Below are 16,457 nucleotides of genomic sequence, written 5' to 3' on the forward strand. Positions count from 1 at the left end.
CGAAAAGCACGCCCCCCTGTGGCAGCGAGCCTGCTCGCGATGAGCGCCAACGATGACACGGGCTATCTGAATGCCTGCGGCGCCCGGACCACCTTCGCGAGCAGGCTCGCTCCCACAGAGGGGGCTCGGGTCAGTCGTGCCCCCTGCGGTTTTCCTCCACGCTCACGGTGGCCGTCGTCCCGGCCCGCAGTTGGTCCTTGCCGGCATAGTCGGCGTCGATGCGAATGCGCACCGGCACCCGTTGCGCCAGTTTGACCCAGGTGTAGCTGGGGTTGATGTTGGCCAGAAGGCGTCCGCCGGGCAGGTTTTCCCGATCGGCGATGGCGAAGGCGATGCTTTGCACGGTGCCACCAAAGCGCTCGCCGCTCATCAATTCGATATCGACCCGGTCGCCCTCGACAATCCGCGGCAACTTGGTTTCCTCGAAATAACCGCTGACGTAGAACGAGTCGCTGTCCACCAGCGCCACCAACGGACCGCCCGCCGTGGCATAGTCGCCCTGGCGGGTCAGCAGGTTGGTGACGTAGCCGCTGACCGGCGATTCCACCCGCGTACGCTCCAGGTCGTGTTCAGCCTCGGCCAGTGCGGCAATGGCCAGTTGCACGTTGGCCTGGGCAAAGCTCAGGTTGGCCTGGTTACGCAGCAGGTCAGCCTGGGCCACCGAGACATCAGTGCTGGACTTTTCCCACTCTTCGCCGGAAATCGCCGCACGCTCCTTGAGCGTTCGACGCCGGCGCTCCTCGCTTTGACGCTGTTTGAGCAAGGCCTGGCTGGCGACGATGGCGGCCTCGGACTGACCCAGCGAGGCCTTCGACACTTCCACCGAACGCTTGGCATGTTCCACCGCCAGGGCATAGCGCGACGGATCGATTTCCAGCAATAGCTGGCCCTTCTGCACATGCTGGTTGTCCTGCACGGCGAGCTTGACGATGCGCCCCGCCACATCGGCAGACAAGGTCACCACGTCGGCCCGCACCCGGGCATCGCGGGTCCAGGGCGCACGGGTGTAATGCTCCCAGGCGAACCAGCCGAGCACAAAAGCCAGGATCACCATCACCACCGTCGTGAGTCGGGCAAGTATCTTCTTCAATGCATCACGCTCCCATCAACAGAATCAGAGTGGCACACACACAGGCGTACAACGCGCCCTCGAACAAGGCTTCGTGCCAGACGAACTGCAACACGCCGAGGCGTCGCAGCAGCCAGTCCAGCAACAGGAAAACCGGCAGGCCGAGCAACAGCGCCTGAGCAATGGGCGGCAGGTAGACCCCGCCTACTTCCAGATCAATGGGCAAGGGCTGGCACTCCTTGTGGGGTTGCCGATTCGAAGTGGTGACGGTGGCGTTGCAGGAACGACACCACGATCAACAGCGCGACGCGCAGGCGGAACACCGACCACAGTTGTTCATGCACGCTGCAATGCAGCGCGTCCAGCTCATCGCCCAGGGCCTGCAGGCTGTCGAGCACCGCGTCCACGGCGACGTCCGGGCGGCCGGCGACCAAGCGCCCGGTTTGCCGAATCGTCGCGAACAACCGGCCCTGCGTCTGCGGGTCGAGCAAGGGGTTGTTCTGCCCCTGTTGTCGGAGCTGGTTCAGCGCAATGCCCACGGCCATGCAGCCCAGGCTGACGTCGAACAGCTCGCGCGCGGATCGGTCCTGGATCGCCGGCAACAGGCCCAGCATGGCGGTCAGGCGGTCGACCATGCGGCTCTCGAAGGCAAACTGGTTTTCGTCGGTGGCGGGGATTTTCATCAAGGCGTGGACCTGCTCGCGGTTCTCCCTGTGCAAGCGCCGGATGCGCAGCCCCGGCCTGAAGGGAAAGATCAGCGCGTAGACACTCAAGGCCAGGGCGGTGGCGCAGACATAGGCGCCAGCAAACTCGAACCACTGGATCGCGGTGTTTTGCCCCAACCCGGTGTTTTGCGGCCCCAGCATCAACAGCGTGATCAGCCCGAGGGCAATCCCGGTACCCGTCGTCGGCGGGCTCGACAACCCCACCGCCACCGCATACAGCACCGGTGCCAGCAACAAGGCCAGGAGTTCGAACGTGCTGACCATCGGCACCAGGGCGAACTGCAAGACTGCCGACACCACCAGCGCGAGGCCCAGGCCCCGGGCGAAACCCTGGGCCGCCAGCAGCGGCCGGGGAAACGTCGCCATCAGCGAACACAGAATGCCGGTGACGATCATGCCGCCCCGGGCGCCGTCCCAACCGGTTTCGATCCAGATCAGGCCGGCCACCATCAGCGCACAAAAGGCCCGGATCGCATTCATCGCCGCCAGCGTGTAGTCCATGTGTAGGGTGTTTTTCTGCCCGCGATAAAGGCTGCTGGCCCGGCGCCCGCTCTGGATCGCATCGCTCAATTCCAGGATCGTTTCAAACTGCTGAACCAGCCGCGCCTGCTCCCAGCGCAACGACCACGACAGCGAGCGCAGGGTCGCCTGCAGCGGCTCGACCAGTTGCTCGGCGCGGTAGGCCAGCTCGTCGAAACGCTTTTGCAGCACGGCGAACTGACGCCGCTGTTCAGTGGGCATCGTCCGCCCCAGTCGTGCCAGCTCATCGAGCAGTTGAACCTCCTCGGCAAGCAACTGCAGGATTTCAGTCGGGAGATCGCCCTCCCAGCGTTCGAGCAACAACTCGCGCTGATGACGCAACGCGGTAAGCCGCGCGGTCAGCAGCACCAGTTGATTGCCGAGCAATTGCACCAGGTCGTCGGCACTGCGCAGGCGCGGCGCGTCGTAATACAGGTGCCGGCGCACGCCTTCCAGCGCGCCGATCTGCCCGAGCAACTGCATTTGTCGTTGCTGGAAGTCGGCCTCGCTCTCTTCGGTGCGAATCACCGCGCTGGCATGGGTGGCCAGCAACCGGATGATCTGATCGATCTTGTTGAAATAGTCACGGGCGACGTTTTCCGGACGCGCCGTCAGCAGGCTGACCACGCACACGCACGCCACCGCCAGCAGCGTTTCGGTGACGCGGGTCACGGCCAGCATGAAGGTGCCATCCTGATCGGGCACCGCCAGCAGCCCGACCACCACCGCCGTGTAGCCGCTGAGCACGAAGGCGCCGGAACTGGTGTAGCGCAGCAAGGTGCCGCCCGCCGTGCACAGGGCCAGCCACAGCGCCAGCGTGACCAGGAACGGCAGCGGCGCCTGGGGAAACAGCGCCATGATGATCACCGCCACCACCGCGCCGACAGTGGTGCCGATGACCTGGCCAAAACTGCGAGCCAGGGTCATGCCGGCCGACGGCTGGCTGACGATGACCACGGCCATGATCGACCACTTGGGCTGTTCCAGGTCGAACACAAAGGCGAGGTACAGGGTCAACAGCCCGGCAGCGATGGTTCTCAGACCGAACAGCACAACGCCGGGGCCCGGATGCACGATGGCCTTGAAGTACTGCAGCAGCGCTTGCATGGGGGTGCTCTTCAGGGATTCTCAAGCAAGCGTAGACACAGGTTGGGGGTTTGGCAGGCGCCGCAGCGCTGCAGCACATTTGTGGGAGCGAGCCTGCTCGCGATAGCGTCAGTTCAGACAACGCGATGCAGGATGTGCCGCCGCCATCGCGAGCAGGCTCGCTCCCACAGGGGTGTGGCAGGGTCAGTCCATCAGCCCCCAATCCCCCGCTGGCGACTGGGTCCCGGCTGTCGACTCGGCGTGCAGTTTGAGGCGCAGGCGCAGATTGTTCACCGAATCGGCGTATTTCAGCGCCTCTTCCTCGCTGATCGCGCCCTCCGCAACCAGGTCGAACAGTGCGCCGTCGTAGGTCTGCATGCCCGACTCCGAAGACTTTTCCATGATGCCCTTGAGTTCACCGATTTCATTGCGACGGATCAGGTCGCCGATGGTCGGGGTGCCGATCATGACTTCCACCGCCGCACGTCGTTGTCCGTCGCGGGTGCGCACCAGGCGCTGGGAAACACACGCCTTCAAGTTGTTGCCCAGGTCATGCAGCAGTTGCGTGTGCCGCTCCTCCGGAAAGAAATTGACGATGCGATCCAGGGCCTGATGGGCGTTGTGGGCGTGCAAGGTGGAAATCACCAAGTGCCCGGTATCGGCGAAAGCCAGTGCATGCTCCATGGTTTCGCGGTCGCGGATCTCGCCGATCAGCACCACGTCCGGCGCCTGGCGCAGGGTATTTTTCAGGGCCGCGTGAAAACTGCGGGTATCGACGCCAACCTCGCGCTGGTTGATGATCGATTTGCGGTGGCGATGGATGAATTCCACCGGGTCTTCAATGGTGATGATGTGCCCGCTGCTGTGCCGGTTGCGATAATCGATCAATGCGGCCAGTGAGGTAGACTTGCCCGAGCCGGTGGCGCCGACGACCAGCATCAGGCCTTGCTTGAGCATGACCATGTCCAGCAGCACCGGCGGCAACCCGAGGTCTTCAAAACGCGGGATGTCCAGTTTAATGTTGCGCGCGACGATCGACACGTCGTTGCGTTGTTTGAAAATATTGACCCGAAAGCGCCCGACCCCCGCCAACGAGATCGCCAGGTTCATCTCCAGTTCCCGATCGAACTCCAGCCGCTGCTCGGCGTCCATGATGGACAGAGCGATGGTCGCGATTTCCCCCGGCTTGAACGGCTGGTGGGTCAAGGGCTTGAGCACGCCATCGAATCGTGCGCAGGGCGGCGCGCCAGTGGACAGGTACAGATCGGATCCATCCTGGCTGGCCAGGATCTTCAACAGTGCATCGATTTCCATGGCAAAAAACACCCGCGAAGCATTCAATGAACAGAAATGACCCGAAGACGGGTCATGCAGCGTGTACCGCTCTAGGATAGTAGACCGCGACACGCTGGCAGACGTGCAGGATATTTTTGATGAACCCATCACCCATCGGCAGCGATGCCCAGGCCTTGATCGCCAGACTGGACTGGACGCGCACCCCGCTGGGCGCTGCCAGTACCTGGCCACAGAGCCTGCGCACGGCGGTGGACATCGTCATTCACTCGCCCATGCCAATGCTGTTGCTGTGGGGGCCGCAGCTCACGCAGATCTACAACGATGGCTTCGCCCTGCTCACCGGCAACCTGCATCCGCAGGCGTTCGGACAATCGACCCACCAGATGTGGCCGGAACTCAGGGATTTTACCGGCCCGATTTACAGCGCAGTCCTGCAAGGCCAGGTGCGGACCTACAGCGAACAGCGCTTCACCCTGCACCGCGACGGCAAGGATGTCGATCTCTGGCTGGACTTGACTTACAGCCCGATCCGGGATGAAAGCGCCGAGGTCGCCGGGATCCTGGTCACCGCCATCCAAACCAACGAACGCCGGCGCATCGCCCTTGAACTGGAACAGCGCTCGGCCGCGAGCCTAAAGGCCCAGCGCGAGACCGAGGAGCGTCTGCAACTGGCGCTGGCCGCCACCGACGCGGTGGGCACCTGGGACTGGGACATCAGCGAAGATCGCTTCATCGTCGACAGTCACTTCGCTCAATTGCACGGCGTCGACCCGCAGCTCGCCAGCCAACTGCCGATCAGTGCCTACCTTGAGGGCGTGCACCCGGAAGACCGGGCACTGATCACGCGCAGCATCAAGCAGTGCATCAGCCAGGGCAGCGAATACGCCGTGGAGTATCGCCTGCTGCTAGCCGATGGCCAGTTGCGCTGGGTGTTCGCCCGGGGTCGCTGCTACAAGGATCACCATGGCCGGCCGGTGCGTTTCCTCGGCGCTGCCCTGGACCTCACCGAGCGCAAGCAGACCGAACAGGCCCTGCGCCAGAGCCAGACCGAACTGCAACTGATCATCAATGCCATGCCGATCCTGATCAGTTATGTCGACAGCGAGGAACGCTTTCGCCTGAACAACGCGGCGTACCTGAACTGGTACGGCCTGACGCCGCAGGAACTTTACGGACGGACCATTCGCGAGGTGCTCGGCGAAACGGCCTACGCCCTGCGGGCCAAATACATCGCCGAAGCGCTGCGGGGCAAGCCCTGTTGTTTCAGCATCAGCACACCCCATGGTGACGGCAGCACGCGCCAGGCCCTGATGAACTACTTGCCTCGCCACGGTGCCGATGGCGCGGTCAACGGCTTCTACATTTTCGTGATCGACGAAACCGAGCGCAAACAGACCGAAGAAGCCTTGCGCAACCTCAACGAAACCCTTGAGGAGCGCGTGGCTTCGCGCACCCAGCAATTGGCCGAGGCCAACCAGCGCCTGCAAAACGAAATGTTCGAACGCGAGCGCGCCGAGGACGCCCTGCGCCACGCGCAGAAAATGGAAGCGGTCGGCCAGCTCACCGGCGGGATCGCCCATGACTTCAACAACATGCTCACGGGGATCATCGGCAGCCTCGACCTGATGCAGCGCTACATCGCCGAGGGGCGCGCCGCCGAGATTGGCCGGTTTACCGAAGCGGCGGTGTCCTCGGCCAACCGCGCCGCAGCCCTCACCCATCGCCTGCTCGCCTTTTCCCGGCGCCAGTCGCTGGATCGCAAACCGCTGATCGCCAACACACTGATTCTTTCATTGGAAGATCTGTTCAGCCGCACCAAGGGCGATCACATCGAATTGAAACTGGACCTGGCCGACGATATCTGGCCGGTCAGCACCGACGTCAGCCAACTGGAAAACGCCCTGCTCAACCTGGTGATCAACGCCCGTGATGCCATGCCCGACGGCGGCGAATTGTTGATCCAGACCGCCAACGTGCAACTGGACAGCCAGGAAATCGGCCCCCTGGAGTCGGTCAAGGCCGGTGAATACGTGATGATTGCCGTCAGCGACAACGGCACCGGGATGACGCCGTCCGTGCGGGCCAAGGCGTTCGACCCGTTCTTCACCACCAAACCCATCGGCCAGGGCACGGGCCTTGGGCTTTCGATGATCTACGGTTTCGCCCAGCAGTCCGGGGGGCACGTCAGCCTCGACAGCCTGCCGGGCCAGGGCACTTGCGTGCGTCTGTATTTGCCGCGATTGCAAGACCCGGTGGCGGAAAACACCCTGCAGCCGTTCAGTGGCGCGGCACCGGCGGCCATTGCCGGCGAAACCGTGGTGCTGGTCGAGGACGATCCGGCGGTGCGCATGCTGGTGTTCGACCTGTTGAAGGAACTGGGTTACCACGCCCACGAAGCCGAAGATGCGAAGACCGCCCTGCCCTTGCTGGAGTCCGATTTGCGCATCGACCTGCTGGTCACCGATGTCGGGCTGCCGGGCATGAACGGTCGGCAACTGGCGGAAATCGCCCGCCAGCACCGACCACAATTGAAAGTGCTGTTCATGACCGGTTACGCGGAGAAGGCCGCCGAACGCCAGGGTTTCCTCGAAGAAGGCATGGACATGGTGGCCAAGCCGTTTTCCATCGACCTGCTGGCCAACAAGATTCGCACGATGATCGGCTAAGCCGACGGCGTTAGGGCATAATCCTCCGCCCTCGCCGTCACCCACAGAGTCATCACCGTTACAAGGTACTGCCGATGAAAGCTCAAGCCCGCCATATCCTGGTGAAAACCTCGGAAGAAGCCGAGCAACTCAAACAACGCATCGCCAAGGGCGAAGCCTTCGATGTGCTGGCCAAGAAGCACTCCACTTGCCCGTCGGGCAAGCGCGGCGGCGATCTGGGCGAAGTCCGGCCAGGTCAGATGGTCGGGGCGATCGATGCGGTGATCTTCAAAAAGCCGCTACGGGTGGTGCACGGGCCGATCAAAAGCAAGTTCGGCTATCACCTGGTGCAGGTGTTTTATCGGGATTGATCGGTGGGCGGGCGTCCATTCAACACTGACCTTGGGATCAGTGCCCCCGGCACCTGAATCACTTGACTCGCCAACCCATGCCCTGCCTCGGCCGCCTCCACCGGACTTCCCCCCATCAGCCGACTGGCCAGGTACGCCGCACTGAAGGAATCCCCCGCCGCCGTCGTGTCCACCACCCTCGCCACCTTCTGCGCCGGCACCTCGAACGACTCGCCGCCACAGCGAATCAGGCACGCCTCGGCGCCGCGCTTGAGCACCACCTCGGGCGTGCCGATCTGCTCATAGGCGGCGAACACCGCGTCGCAATCGGCAAAGTGGAACAGCGCCTGTTCGTCATCCACGGTCAGCAACGCCAGGTCGATGTACGGCAGCACGCTGCGATACGCGGCCCGGGCCTCTTCAATCGACGCCCAAAGCCGAGGCCGGTAATTGTTGTCGAAGACGATCCGCGCATCCCGCAGCCGTGCGTCGATCAGGACCTCCAGCAATTTCGCCCGTCCTTGCGCCCCGAGCACCGCCAGCGTGATGCCGCTGAAATAGAGCACATCGTAATCCGGCAGCGCCTTCAGGATCGGCACCGCCGACGGGGTGGTGAAGCAGTCGCGGACAGCCGCTTCGTTGCGCCAGTATAGGAAGCGTCGCTCGCCGCTGGCATCGGTCTGGATGCAGTACAGCCCCGGCAGGCGACCCGGCAGGCGCTGCACCCTGTCCAGGCCGATGTTTTCCTCGGCCCAGCTCCGGCACATGGCGTCGCTGAAACTGTCATCGCCCAGAGCGGTGACATAATCCACCGCACCGCGCTCGCCCAGTTCGCGGGCCAGATACACCGCCGTGTTCAGCGTGTCGCCGCCAAAACTCTGTTGCAGGCTGCCATCGGCGCGGTGTTGCAGTTCGATCATGCACTCGCCGATCAGGGCGATGCGCGGGGTGTTTGGAGTGTTCATGGGTGGACATGTTCCTGTTGCTGCGTTGTCTGGTCTGGACCTATCGCGAGCAGGCTCGCGCCCACAGGTTTCCATACGACCCTGTGGGAGCGAGCTTGCTCCGGGCGGCGTTCCGACGAGGGCCGCACTGCGGTCTCAAGTTTCTAGAAACAGGTTTCCATGGTCTCGATCACGGTCAGTTGGTCATCCACCAGGCAGCCGATGCGCCACTTGTCGAACGTCAGGCACGGGTGCGAGGTGCCGAAGGACACAATGTCCCCCACGCGCAATTCCACGCCCGGCGCCACGCTCATGAACGCATGCTGGTCCATCACCGCCGTCACCTTGCAGGCGCTGACGTCATCGCCCTTCGCCGGCACTACGCCGGCCTTGTAGCGCAGCAGCGGAACCGGCAGGCCGGCGTCATAGGCCACGTCGCGCTTGCCCAGGGCCACCACGGCAAACCCCGGCTCCGGCAACGATTGCACGTGCGCCCAGATTTCCAGGGCCGGGCGCAGGCCTTCGTGCAGGTCGCTGCGGCGGTCGAGCACGCAGCATTGCGCTTCCTTGTAGATGCCATGGTCGTGCGCCACGTAGCTGCCGGGACGCAACACGCTGAGGAAGCGCCCGCCAGCGTTCTGCGCTTCGAAGGACTCCGCGATCAGGTCGTACCAGGCCGAACCCGACGCGGTGATGATCGGCTTGGCAACGGAGAAGGCGCCGCTGTCCTGCAACTGCACCGCCAGGCGTACCAGCGAAGCTGCGAATTGACGAATGCCGCTAACGGCGTGATCGCCGTGAATCACCCCTTCGTAGCCTTCGATCCCGGTCAAGGCCAGGGATGGCTGGGCGTCGATGGCCTTGGCCAGGTCGAGGACTTCCTGCTCGGTGCGGCAGCCGCAACGACCGCCGACCACGCCGTACTCGATCATGACGTTCAGGCGAACGCCACGGGAAGCGAAATACGCCCCCAGGTCCGCGACGTTGTCCGGGTGATCGACCATGCAGTAGAAGTCGAAGGTCGGGTCGGCCAGCAGGTCTGCAATCAAGGCCATGTTGGCGGTACCGACCAGTTGGTTGGCCATCAACACCCGGCGCACGCCATGGGCATACGCCGCACGGGTTTGCGTGGCGCTGGCCAGGGTGATGCCCCAGGCGCCGGCGTCCAGTTGGCGGCGAAACAGCGCCGGGGTCATGCTGGTCTTGCCGTGGGGCGCAAGCTGCGCACCGCTGTTGCTGACGAAGCTCTGCATCCAGTGGATGTTGTGTTCCAGCGCTTCACGGTGCAGCACCAGCGCCGGCAGGCTGACGTCGCGCACCAGATGGTCGCCGATGTGGGCAAAGCCTTTTTCCACGGCGGCAGTGTTTCGGGCAGTAGGCATGGTCGAGCTCCTCGCATTCGCGGCCGCAGGCAGCCGCTGTTATTCGTTGATACGCCGGGCGAGGCTGTTGGCGCTGTCGATCAGCACCCGGCGATAGTCGTTGTAATTGTTCTTCGCATCGGCCCGGGGCGCGACGATGCACAGGGTCGCAATGGCGACGCCGTTGGCGTCCCTGACCGGCGCGGCAAAGCAATGGGTGAAGGTGTCGGCGACGCTGTCGAAGGAGAAAAAGCCATCGATGCCGGCCTGGCGGATTTCACCGAGGAACTGCTCCAGCGGCAGACGTTCGCCGTCCGGCAGGATGAAGTCGTCGGGGTCGATCAGGTCGACGATGGCCTGGTCGCTGAGGTGCGCCAGCAACAGGCGACCGGACGCGGTCCAGGGAATCGGCGCATTTTCACCAATGTCCGAGGAGATGCGGAAATGCCGCTCGCCCTCTTTCATCAGGGCCACCGTGTATTTGCGCCCGTTGAGCAGGCACATCTGCGCGGTTTCGCGGGTCTGGCTGACGATTTCCTGCAAGGCATGGTCGGCCTCGCGGGTCAGGTCGAAATGACGCAGATGCGCCTGCCCGAGAAAATACAGCTGACGGCCGAGGTAGACGTGACCTTCCTTGCCCACGGGCTCGAGGATCCGCCGTTCCAGCAGCGAGGCCACCAGTTCGTAGACCGTGGACTTGGGGCTGCCGATGCCGCTGGCGATGTCATTGGGGCGCAGCGGCTGGCCGATCTCCTTGAGGAAATCGAGAATATCGAACGCCCGGTCCAGACCCCGGGCCCGGCGTTTGATGGTGTCTTCGGTCATGTCAGTGGATCCCCTTCAAAATGCCGGGAGTTTAACCAGAGTGCGGTGACGACTGTTAGGCCGTCGTCGCGGCGATGGGCGCCGTGCTCAGGCTTTTTTCTTGTAGGCGATGCAGTCGATCTCGACCTTGCAGTCCACCATCATGCTCGCCTGCACACAGGCCCGCGCCGGGGCGTGCTCGGGTTTGAAGTACTCGGAGAACACTTTGTTGAAACTCCAGAAATCCCGCGGGTCCTCCAGCCAGACGCCGGCGCGCACGACGTCTTCCAGGCCATAACCGGCCTCTTCGAGAATGGCAATCAGGTTTTTCATGGTCTGGTGAGTCTGCTCGACAATGCCCCCCACAATGATTTCGCCATCCACCGCCGGCACTTGCCCGGACACATGCAGCCAGCCATCGGCTTCAACGGCGCGGGCGAAAGGACGGGGCTGGCCGCCACCGGCGCTGCTGCCGGTGCCGTAACGGGTAATGCTCATGAGTGTTTCTCCTGATTGAAAAGTGAATAAGTTCTGACGGTCAAAACCGTGTGTTTTTGAGAAACTCGGCCAGACGCGGGGATTGCGGGCGTTCGAACAACTCCTTGGGTGGGCCCTGCTCTTCGATACGCCCCTGATTCATGAACACGATCTTGTCCGAAACCTCGAACGCGAAACGCATCTCGTGGGTCACCAGCAGCATGGTCATGCCTTCATCGGCCAGCCCCTTGATCACGTTCAGCACCTCGCCGACCAGTTCCGGGTCGAGGGCCGAGGTGACTTCGTCGAACAGCATCAGGCTGGGGTTCATCGCAATGGCCCGGGCAATCGCCACGCGCTGTTGCTGACCACCCGACAACTGACCGGGAAAGTGATTGCGCCGCTCCAGCAGGCCGACACGCTCCAGCCATTTCTCCGCCAGCGCCACGGCCTCGTCCTTGTGCAGCTTCTTGACTTTCAACAGCCCCAGCGTGACGTTCTGCAGCGCGGTGAGGTGCGGGAACAGGTTGAACTGCTGGAACGCCATGCCGGTCATGGCCCGATGGCGGGCGATGACTTTTTCCGGGTGCCTGACGCGCTTGCCGTTGACCTCGTCATAGCCGATGGATTCGCCATCGAGCACGATCTGCCCACCCTGGAACTCTTCGAGCATGTTCACGCAGCGCAGCAACGTGGTCTTGCCTGAGCCGCTGGAGCCGATCAGCGTCACGACATTGCCGCGCTGCAGGGTCAGGTCCACGCCCTTGAGCACTTCGAGCTTGCCGTACTGCTTGTGCAGGCCACGGATGTCCAGCAACGGTTGGCCGTTTTGAGGGTTGGTTGAAGGTTGAGTCATGGCAAGGCCACCCGCTTTTCAATGTGCCGGCCGAGTAATTCGATGGCGTAGTTGATGACGAAGAACAGAAATCCGGCGAACAGGTAAAACTCCAGGGTCATGAAGGTCCGGGCAATGATCTGCTGGGTGCTGAGCAGCAGCTCGGCGACGCCGATCACCGACAACAGGGTCGAGGCCTTGACGATCTCGGTCGAGGAGTTGACCCAGGTCGGCAGGATCTGCCGCAAGGCCTGGGGCAACAGCACGTAGCCCAGGGCCTGATAAAACGTCAGGCCGATGGCCTTGCTCGCCTCCATCTGCCCGCTGGGCAAGGCTTGCAGCGCGCCGCGCACGATCTCGGCGACGTGGGAACCGCAGAACAACGTCAGCCCCAGCGCCCCCGCCTGGAACGCGCTGATCTTCCAACCCAGGGCCGGCGCCATGTAGAAGCAGGCCAGCACCAGCACGAACACCGGCGTGCCGCGAATCAGGTCAACGTAGAACCGAAACGGCGCGCGCATCCAGAATTTGCCGTAGGTCAGCACCAGGCCGGCGACGATGCCAACCATCGTGCCCAACAGGATCGCCAGGGCCGAGACCTGCACGCTGGTCAGAAAGCCTTGCCACAACGGTTCGCGGGCAACCCATAACTCATGCAACCAACTGGGTGATTCGTACATGGGGCCTCCTAACGGCGGATCGCCAGGCGCTGCTCGAGGTAACGCAGCATCATGGCAATGAGGTAACAGGCCGCAACATAGAGCGCTGTGGTCACCAGCCAGGTTTCAATCACCCGGTAGCTCTCGACATTGATCTTGCGCGCGTAATAGGTCAGCTCCGGCACGGCGATCGCCGCTGCCAGCGAGGTGTCCTTGAACAGCGAAATGAAGTTGTTCGACAGCGCCGGCAACACATTGCGCAGCATCACCGGCACGGTGACGTAAGCCTTGACCTGCCACTCCCCCAGGCCGATGGCCAGGCCGGCTTCGCGCTGGCCCTTGGGAATGCTCAGCAACCCACCGCGAAACACCTCGGTCAGGTACGCCCCGGCATACAGCGACAAGGTGATGATGAACGACGGAATCTTGTCCAGGCGAATGCCCAGGCTCGGCAAGGCGAAGTAGATCAACAGGATCAACACCAGAATCGGCGTGTTGCGGATCACCGTCACATACACCGACGCCAGCACCCGAAGCACGCGATGCCTGGACAACAAGGCAAACGCCATCATCAGGCCGATCACGCAGCCGATGGCGATCGACAGCAGTGCCAGCTGCAAGCCCAGGCCGAGCCCCACCAGCAAGGTGTCGAAGTCGCGCCACACGGCAGCAAAGTTCAACTGATAGTTCATGGTCAGCAGTACCTTGAGCGGGGCGGCTGGTCACCGCCCCACTGTCATGGGGTCATTTATATTCGACGGGGAAACCAATGGCTGGGGTCGGCAATTCGACACCGAACCACTTCTTGAAGGACTCGGCGTACATCGGGAACTCGACACCGGTCATGGCTTCATGCAGCGCGGTGTTGACGAAGTTCAGCCAGTCCTGGTCGCCGCGCTTGACCGCACAGGCATAGGTCTGCGGGCTCCAGGCGTAGGCCGGGCTGCGATAACGGCCAGGGTTCTGCACCATCAGGTACTTGACCGATGACTGGTCGGTGGCCGCCGCGTCGGCACGGCCGGAGTTCACCGCCTGGTACATCAGGTCAACGCTGTCGTACTGGTCGACCTTGGCCTTGGGCAACGCCTGATGCACCAGCTCTTCGGCGTAGACGTTTTGCAGCACGGCCACGGTAACGCTGTCCCCGGCGGCTTTGAGGTCTTCGATTTCCTTGTACTTGCTGTTGGCCGGCAGCAGCAGACCGACACCTTCGCGGTAGTACGGCAAGGTGAATGCCACTTGCTGGGCACGACTGGCGGTGACGGTGATGAACTGGCAACTGATGTCGACCTTGTCGGTCAGCAGGTTGGGAATCCGGGCATCGGAGGACTGCACCACGTACTCGACCTTGTCCGGATCGTTGAACAGGCCCTTGGCGATGATGTGCCCGATGTCGATATCAAAACCCTGCAACTTGCCATCCGCCCCCTGGAAGTGCCACGGCGCGTTGGTACTGCCCGTCCCGACGATCAGTTTTCCGCGGGCCAGCACACTGTCCAGCTTGCTGTCTGCCGCCTGGGCCACGCCCATGGCAGCAGCCGAAGCTGCAAAAAGAAAAACACATGCTTTGAACAAGGAAGGTCGGCGACGCATGGCAAGCACTCCTGAAGAATGGCTATTCCGTTATACCGGAACTTGGTATGTAACAACGGAATAGACAGCAGAAAGTGTGCCACAGGTTGCTGCCAGCCGGGAGGGGAATTTGAAAAGTGTTTGGAATCAGGGAGATGGGCGGACAAGAAAAATCGGTGTTACCCGAGGCAGCGATGGCGTAGCGCTACCGTTGGCTACAGAGGACGGGTATTTGCACCACAATGGACCTTGTGGGAGCGGGCTTGCTCGCGAAAGCGGAGTGTCAGGCGCTGCAGATATTGAATGTACGGCCTCTTCGCGAGCAAGCCCGCTCCCACAGTGGATCTGTGTCGTTCACAAATTCCCTGCAGGAGCGAGCTTGCTCGCGATGGCGGTGTGTCAGGCGTCCACTCGCGCCAGTAACACCCGCGTCACCCGGCGCTCCTCCACCGACAGCACGGTCATCCGCCAGCCTTCCCATTCATGGCTGTCGCCGATCATCGGCAAGCGGTCCAGCAGGCTCACCACCAGCCCGGCGAGGGTCTGGTAGTCGTCGGTCGGTTCTGCGGCAAAACCGGTGCGCTGGCGCACCCGGGCCAGGTTCATCGCACCGCTGACGACGAAACCGCCCTGCTCTTCGACCACGTCCGGGCCTTCGATTTCGCTGGCATCCGGTAGCTCGCCGGCAATCGATTCGAGGATGTCGGTCATGGTCAGCACCCCGACGAAGTCGCCGAATTCATTGACCACGAAGGCAATGTGGGTCGACGCCTTGCGCATCTGCTCCAGGGCATTGAGTATCGAATAACTGTCCAGCAGGTTGATGGCCTGGCGCGCCAGATGGGCCAGGTCCGGTTCGTTACCCGCCAGGTACTCCTTGAGCAGCTCCTTTTTGTGCACGAAGCCCAATGGCTCATCCACTGCGCCCTCACGGATCAGCGGCAAGCGTGAGTAGGACGAATGCATCAAGCGGGTACGAATCGCCTCAGCATCATCGGCCAGATCAATGTGATCGACATCCGCGCGCACGGTCATCAACGTACGGATCGGGCGCTCCGCCAATTGCAGAACGCCACTGATCATCACCCGTTCCCGGCGGTCGAACAGCTCTTCGGTCGGTGCCTCGCCGTTGTCGAGCATATCGGCGATTTCCTCGCCCACCTCTTCCACCGCCAGTTTGCGTCCGCCGAGCAAGCGCATCACCGCATGGGCGGTTCGTTCGCGCAGGGGTCGCAGGCCTTGCATGGAGCGCTTGCGCCTGGCGCGGGCAATCTGGTTGAACACCTCGATCAGGATCGAGAAACCGATGGCCGCGTACAGGTAGCCTTTGGGAATGTGGAAACCCAGGCCTTCGGCGGTCAGCGCAAAGCCGATCATCATCAGGAAGCCCAGGCACAACATGATCACCGTCGGGTGCGCATTGACGAAGCGCGTCAGCGGTTTGCTGGCAACGATCATCAGGCCGATGGAAATGATCACCGCGATCATCATCACCGCCAGCTCATCGACCATGCCCACGGCGGTGATCACCGCATCCAGGGAGAACACCGCATCGAGCACCACGATCTGCGCCACGATGGGCCAGAACAAGGCATAAGTGGTGCTGGCCGAGCGCTCGCCGACATGGCCCTCGAGGCGTTCGTGCAATTCCATCGTGGCCTTGAACAGCAGGAATACGCCGCCGAACAGCATGATCAGGTCACGTCCGGAGAAGCTCTTGTCGAACACCTCGAACAACGGCTGGGTCAGGGTCACCAGCCAGGAAATACTCGCCAGCAGGCCGAGCCGCATGATCAGCGCCAGGGACAAACCGATGATGCGCGCACGGTCGCGCTGCTCGGGGGGCAGTTTGTCCGCAAGGATGGCGATAAACACCAGGTTGTCGATGCCGAGCACCAGCTCCAGCACGATCAAAGTCAACAGGCCCAGCCAGGCGGTGGGGTCAGCGATCCATTCCATAAAAATCTCTCGATCCGTTCGTCAGTTCAGAATGCCGGGCACGGCAAGGTGCGGCGCAAGGGCCGTGGAGTTGTCATGTCAAAGGTATTGAGTCGTCGAAAGACCGGGTGTTTCACGTACGTGACGCGCGCGCATTGGCGCGAAGGGAAAGGGTAA

15 protein-coding genes are annotated in these 16,457 nt (G+C 62.6%); 2 read left to right on the top strand and 13 right to left on the bottom strand.

All coding sequences use genetic code 11. From position 1 onward, the window contains the following. Positions 1–130 precede the first annotated feature (130 nt). The 4 genes from ACM6IM_RS06490 to ACM6IM_RS06505 form a co-directional block, all read right to left on the bottom strand. Positions 131–1,090, bottom strand: a complete 960-nt coding sequence (locus ACM6IM_RS06490; protein ID WP_414864574.1) for a biotin/lipoyl-binding protein — start codon at positions 1,088–1,090, stop codon at positions 131–133. Positions 1,091–1,094: 4 nt separating this feature from the next. Further along, the gene (locus ACM6IM_RS06495; RefSeq protein ID WP_192308118.1) at positions 1,095–1,295 is read right to left on the bottom strand and encodes a DUF1656 domain-containing protein; all 201 of its coding nucleotides are present in this window, start codon (positions 1,293–1,295) and stop codon (positions 1,095–1,097) included. Beyond that, on the bottom strand, positions 1,285–3,420 hold the full coding sequence (locus tag ACM6IM_RS06500; RefSeq protein ID WP_414864575.1) for an FUSC family protein: 2,136 nt from the start codon (positions 3,418–3,420) through the stop codon (positions 1,285–1,287). The genes ACM6IM_RS06495 and ACM6IM_RS06500 overlap by 11 nt, the downstream gene beginning before the upstream one ends. Before the next feature lie 183 nt (positions 3,421–3,603). Further along, positions 3,604–4,713 (bottom strand): PilT/PilU family type 4a pilus ATPase, encoded by a 1,110-nt coding sequence (locus ACM6IM_RS06505; protein WP_414864576.1) that lies wholly within the window; start codon positions 4,711–4,713, stop codon positions 3,604–3,606. A gap of 119 nt (positions 4,714–4,832) precedes the next feature. On the opposite strand from ACM6IM_RS06505, the gene ACM6IM_RS06510 reads away from it, so the two are divergent. Both ACM6IM_RS06510 and ACM6IM_RS06515 read left to right on the top strand, forming a co-directional pair. Further along, positions 4,833–7,361 carry a PAS domain-containing protein gene (locus ACM6IM_RS06510; RefSeq protein ID WP_414864577.1) on the top strand — a complete coding sequence of 843 codons (2,529 nt, stop codon included), beginning with the start codon at positions 4,833–4,835 and terminating at the stop codon, positions 7,359–7,361. 74 nt (positions 7,362–7,435) lie between these two features. Next, positions 7,436–7,711 (top strand): peptidylprolyl isomerase, encoded by a 276-nt coding sequence (locus ACM6IM_RS06515; RefSeq protein WP_192308122.1) that lies wholly within the window; start codon positions 7,436–7,438, stop codon positions 7,709–7,711. Here ACM6IM_RS06515 and ACM6IM_RS06520 read toward each other — a convergent pair. The 9 genes from ACM6IM_RS06520 to ACM6IM_RS06560 form a co-directional block, all read right to left on the bottom strand. Then, positions 7,699–8,655, bottom strand: a complete 957-nt coding sequence (locus tag ACM6IM_RS06520) for a sugar kinase (protein WP_414864578.1) — start codon at positions 8,653–8,655, stop codon at positions 7,699–7,701. The genes ACM6IM_RS06515 and ACM6IM_RS06520 overlap by 13 nt on opposite strands. Positions 8,656–8,798: 143 nt before the next feature. Continuing rightward, positions 8,799–10,016 (bottom strand): amino acid deaminase, encoded by a 1,218-nt coding sequence (locus ACM6IM_RS06525; protein ID WP_414864579.1) that lies wholly within the window; start codon positions 10,014–10,016, stop codon positions 8,799–8,801. Positions 10,017–10,055: 39 nt separating this feature from the next. After that, the gene (locus ACM6IM_RS06530) at positions 10,056–10,820 is read right to left on the bottom strand and encodes an IclR family transcriptional regulator (RefSeq protein WP_192308125.1); all 765 of its coding nucleotides are present in this window, start codon (positions 10,818–10,820) and stop codon (positions 10,056–10,058) included. A gap of 87 nt (positions 10,821–10,907) precedes the next feature. Further along, entirely contained in the window at positions 10,908–11,297 is a 390-nt protein-coding gene (locus ACM6IM_RS06535; RefSeq protein ID WP_192308126.1) for a RidA family protein, read from the bottom strand. A 40-nt stretch (positions 11,298–11,337) separates the two neighbouring features. Then, positions 11,338–12,132, bottom strand: coding sequence for an amino acid ABC transporter ATP-binding protein (locus tag ACM6IM_RS06540; protein ID WP_414864580.1), 795 nt, complete (start codon positions 12,130–12,132; stop codon positions 11,338–11,340). Further along, positions 12,129–12,791, bottom strand: coding sequence for an amino acid ABC transporter permease (locus ACM6IM_RS06545; RefSeq protein WP_192308128.1), 663 nt, complete (start codon positions 12,789–12,791; stop codon positions 12,129–12,131). Before ACM6IM_RS06545 ends, ACM6IM_RS06540 begins: the two co-directional genes overlap by 4 nt. A gap of 8 nt (positions 12,792–12,799) precedes the next feature. Beyond that, the gene (locus ACM6IM_RS06550; protein ID WP_192308129.1) at positions 12,800–13,462 is read right to left on the bottom strand and encodes an amino acid ABC transporter permease; all 663 of its coding nucleotides are present in this window, start codon (positions 13,460–13,462) and stop codon (positions 12,800–12,802) included. A gap of 52 nt (positions 13,463–13,514) precedes the next feature. Continuing rightward, positions 13,515–14,363: a transporter substrate-binding domain-containing protein gene (locus ACM6IM_RS06555; protein WP_414864581.1), complete on the bottom strand. Its 849-nt coding sequence runs from the start codon at positions 14,361–14,363 to the stop codon at positions 13,515–13,517. Between the two features lie 378 nt (positions 14,364–14,741). Then, complete coding sequence (locus ACM6IM_RS06560) at positions 14,742–16,301, bottom strand: TerC family protein (protein ID WP_414864582.1); 1,560 nt, start codon at positions 16,299–16,301, stop codon at positions 14,742–14,744. Positions 16,302–16,457 lie beyond the last annotated feature (156 nt).

Origin of the sequence: Pseudomonas sp. IT-P12 (assembly GCF_949767465.1) — a bacterium.
GTDB lineage: Bacteria > Pseudomonadota > Gammaproteobacteria > Pseudomonadales > Pseudomonadaceae > Aquipseudomonas.

Coding starts and splice junctions, on each gene's coding strand:
- ACM6IM_RS06500 (WP_414864575.1), bottom strand. CDS start 3,420: ATGCAAGCGCTGCTGCAGTACTTCAAGGCCATCGTGCATCCGGGCCCC.
- ACM6IM_RS06530 (WP_192308125.1), bottom strand. CDS start 10,820: ATGACCGAAGACACCATCAAACGCCGGGCCCGGGGTCTGGACCGGGCG.
- ACM6IM_RS06520 (WP_414864578.1), bottom strand. CDS start 8,655: ATGAACACTCCAAACACCCCGCGCATCGCCCTGATCGGCGAGTGCATG.
- ACM6IM_RS06510 (WP_414864577.1), top strand. CDS start 4,833: ATGAACCCATCACCCATCGGCAGCGATGCCCAGGCCTTGATCGCCAGA.
- ACM6IM_RS06560 (WP_414864582.1), bottom strand. CDS start 16,301: ATGGAATGGATCGCTGACCCCACCGCCTGGCTGGGCCTGTTGACTTTG.
- ACM6IM_RS06505 (WP_414864576.1), bottom strand. CDS start 4,713: ATGGAAATCGATGCACTGTTGAAGATCCTGGCCAGCCAGGATGGATCC.
- ACM6IM_RS06540 (WP_414864580.1), bottom strand. CDS start 12,132: ATGACTCAACCTTCAACCAACCCTCAAAACGGCCAACCGTTGCTGGAC.
- ACM6IM_RS06550 (WP_192308129.1), bottom strand. CDS start 13,462: ATGAACTATCAGTTGAACTTTGCTGCCGTGTGGCGCGACTTCGACACC.
- ACM6IM_RS06545 (WP_192308128.1), bottom strand. CDS start 12,791: ATGTACGAATCACCCAGTTGGTTGCATGAGTTATGGGTTGCCCGCGAA.
- ACM6IM_RS06555 (WP_414864581.1), bottom strand. CDS start 14,363: ATGCGTCGCCGACCTTCCTTGTTCAAAGCATGTGTTTTTCTTTTTGCA.
- ACM6IM_RS06535 (WP_192308126.1), bottom strand. CDS start 11,297: ATGAGCATTACCCGTTACGGCACCGGCAGCAGCGCCGGTGGCGGCCAG.
- ACM6IM_RS06515 (WP_192308122.1), top strand. CDS start 7,436: ATGAAAGCTCAAGCCCGCCATATCCTGGTGAAAACCTCGGAAGAAGCC.
- ACM6IM_RS06525 (WP_414864579.1), bottom strand. CDS start 10,016: ATGCCTACTGCCCGAAACACTGCCGCCGTGGAAAAAGGCTTTGCCCAC.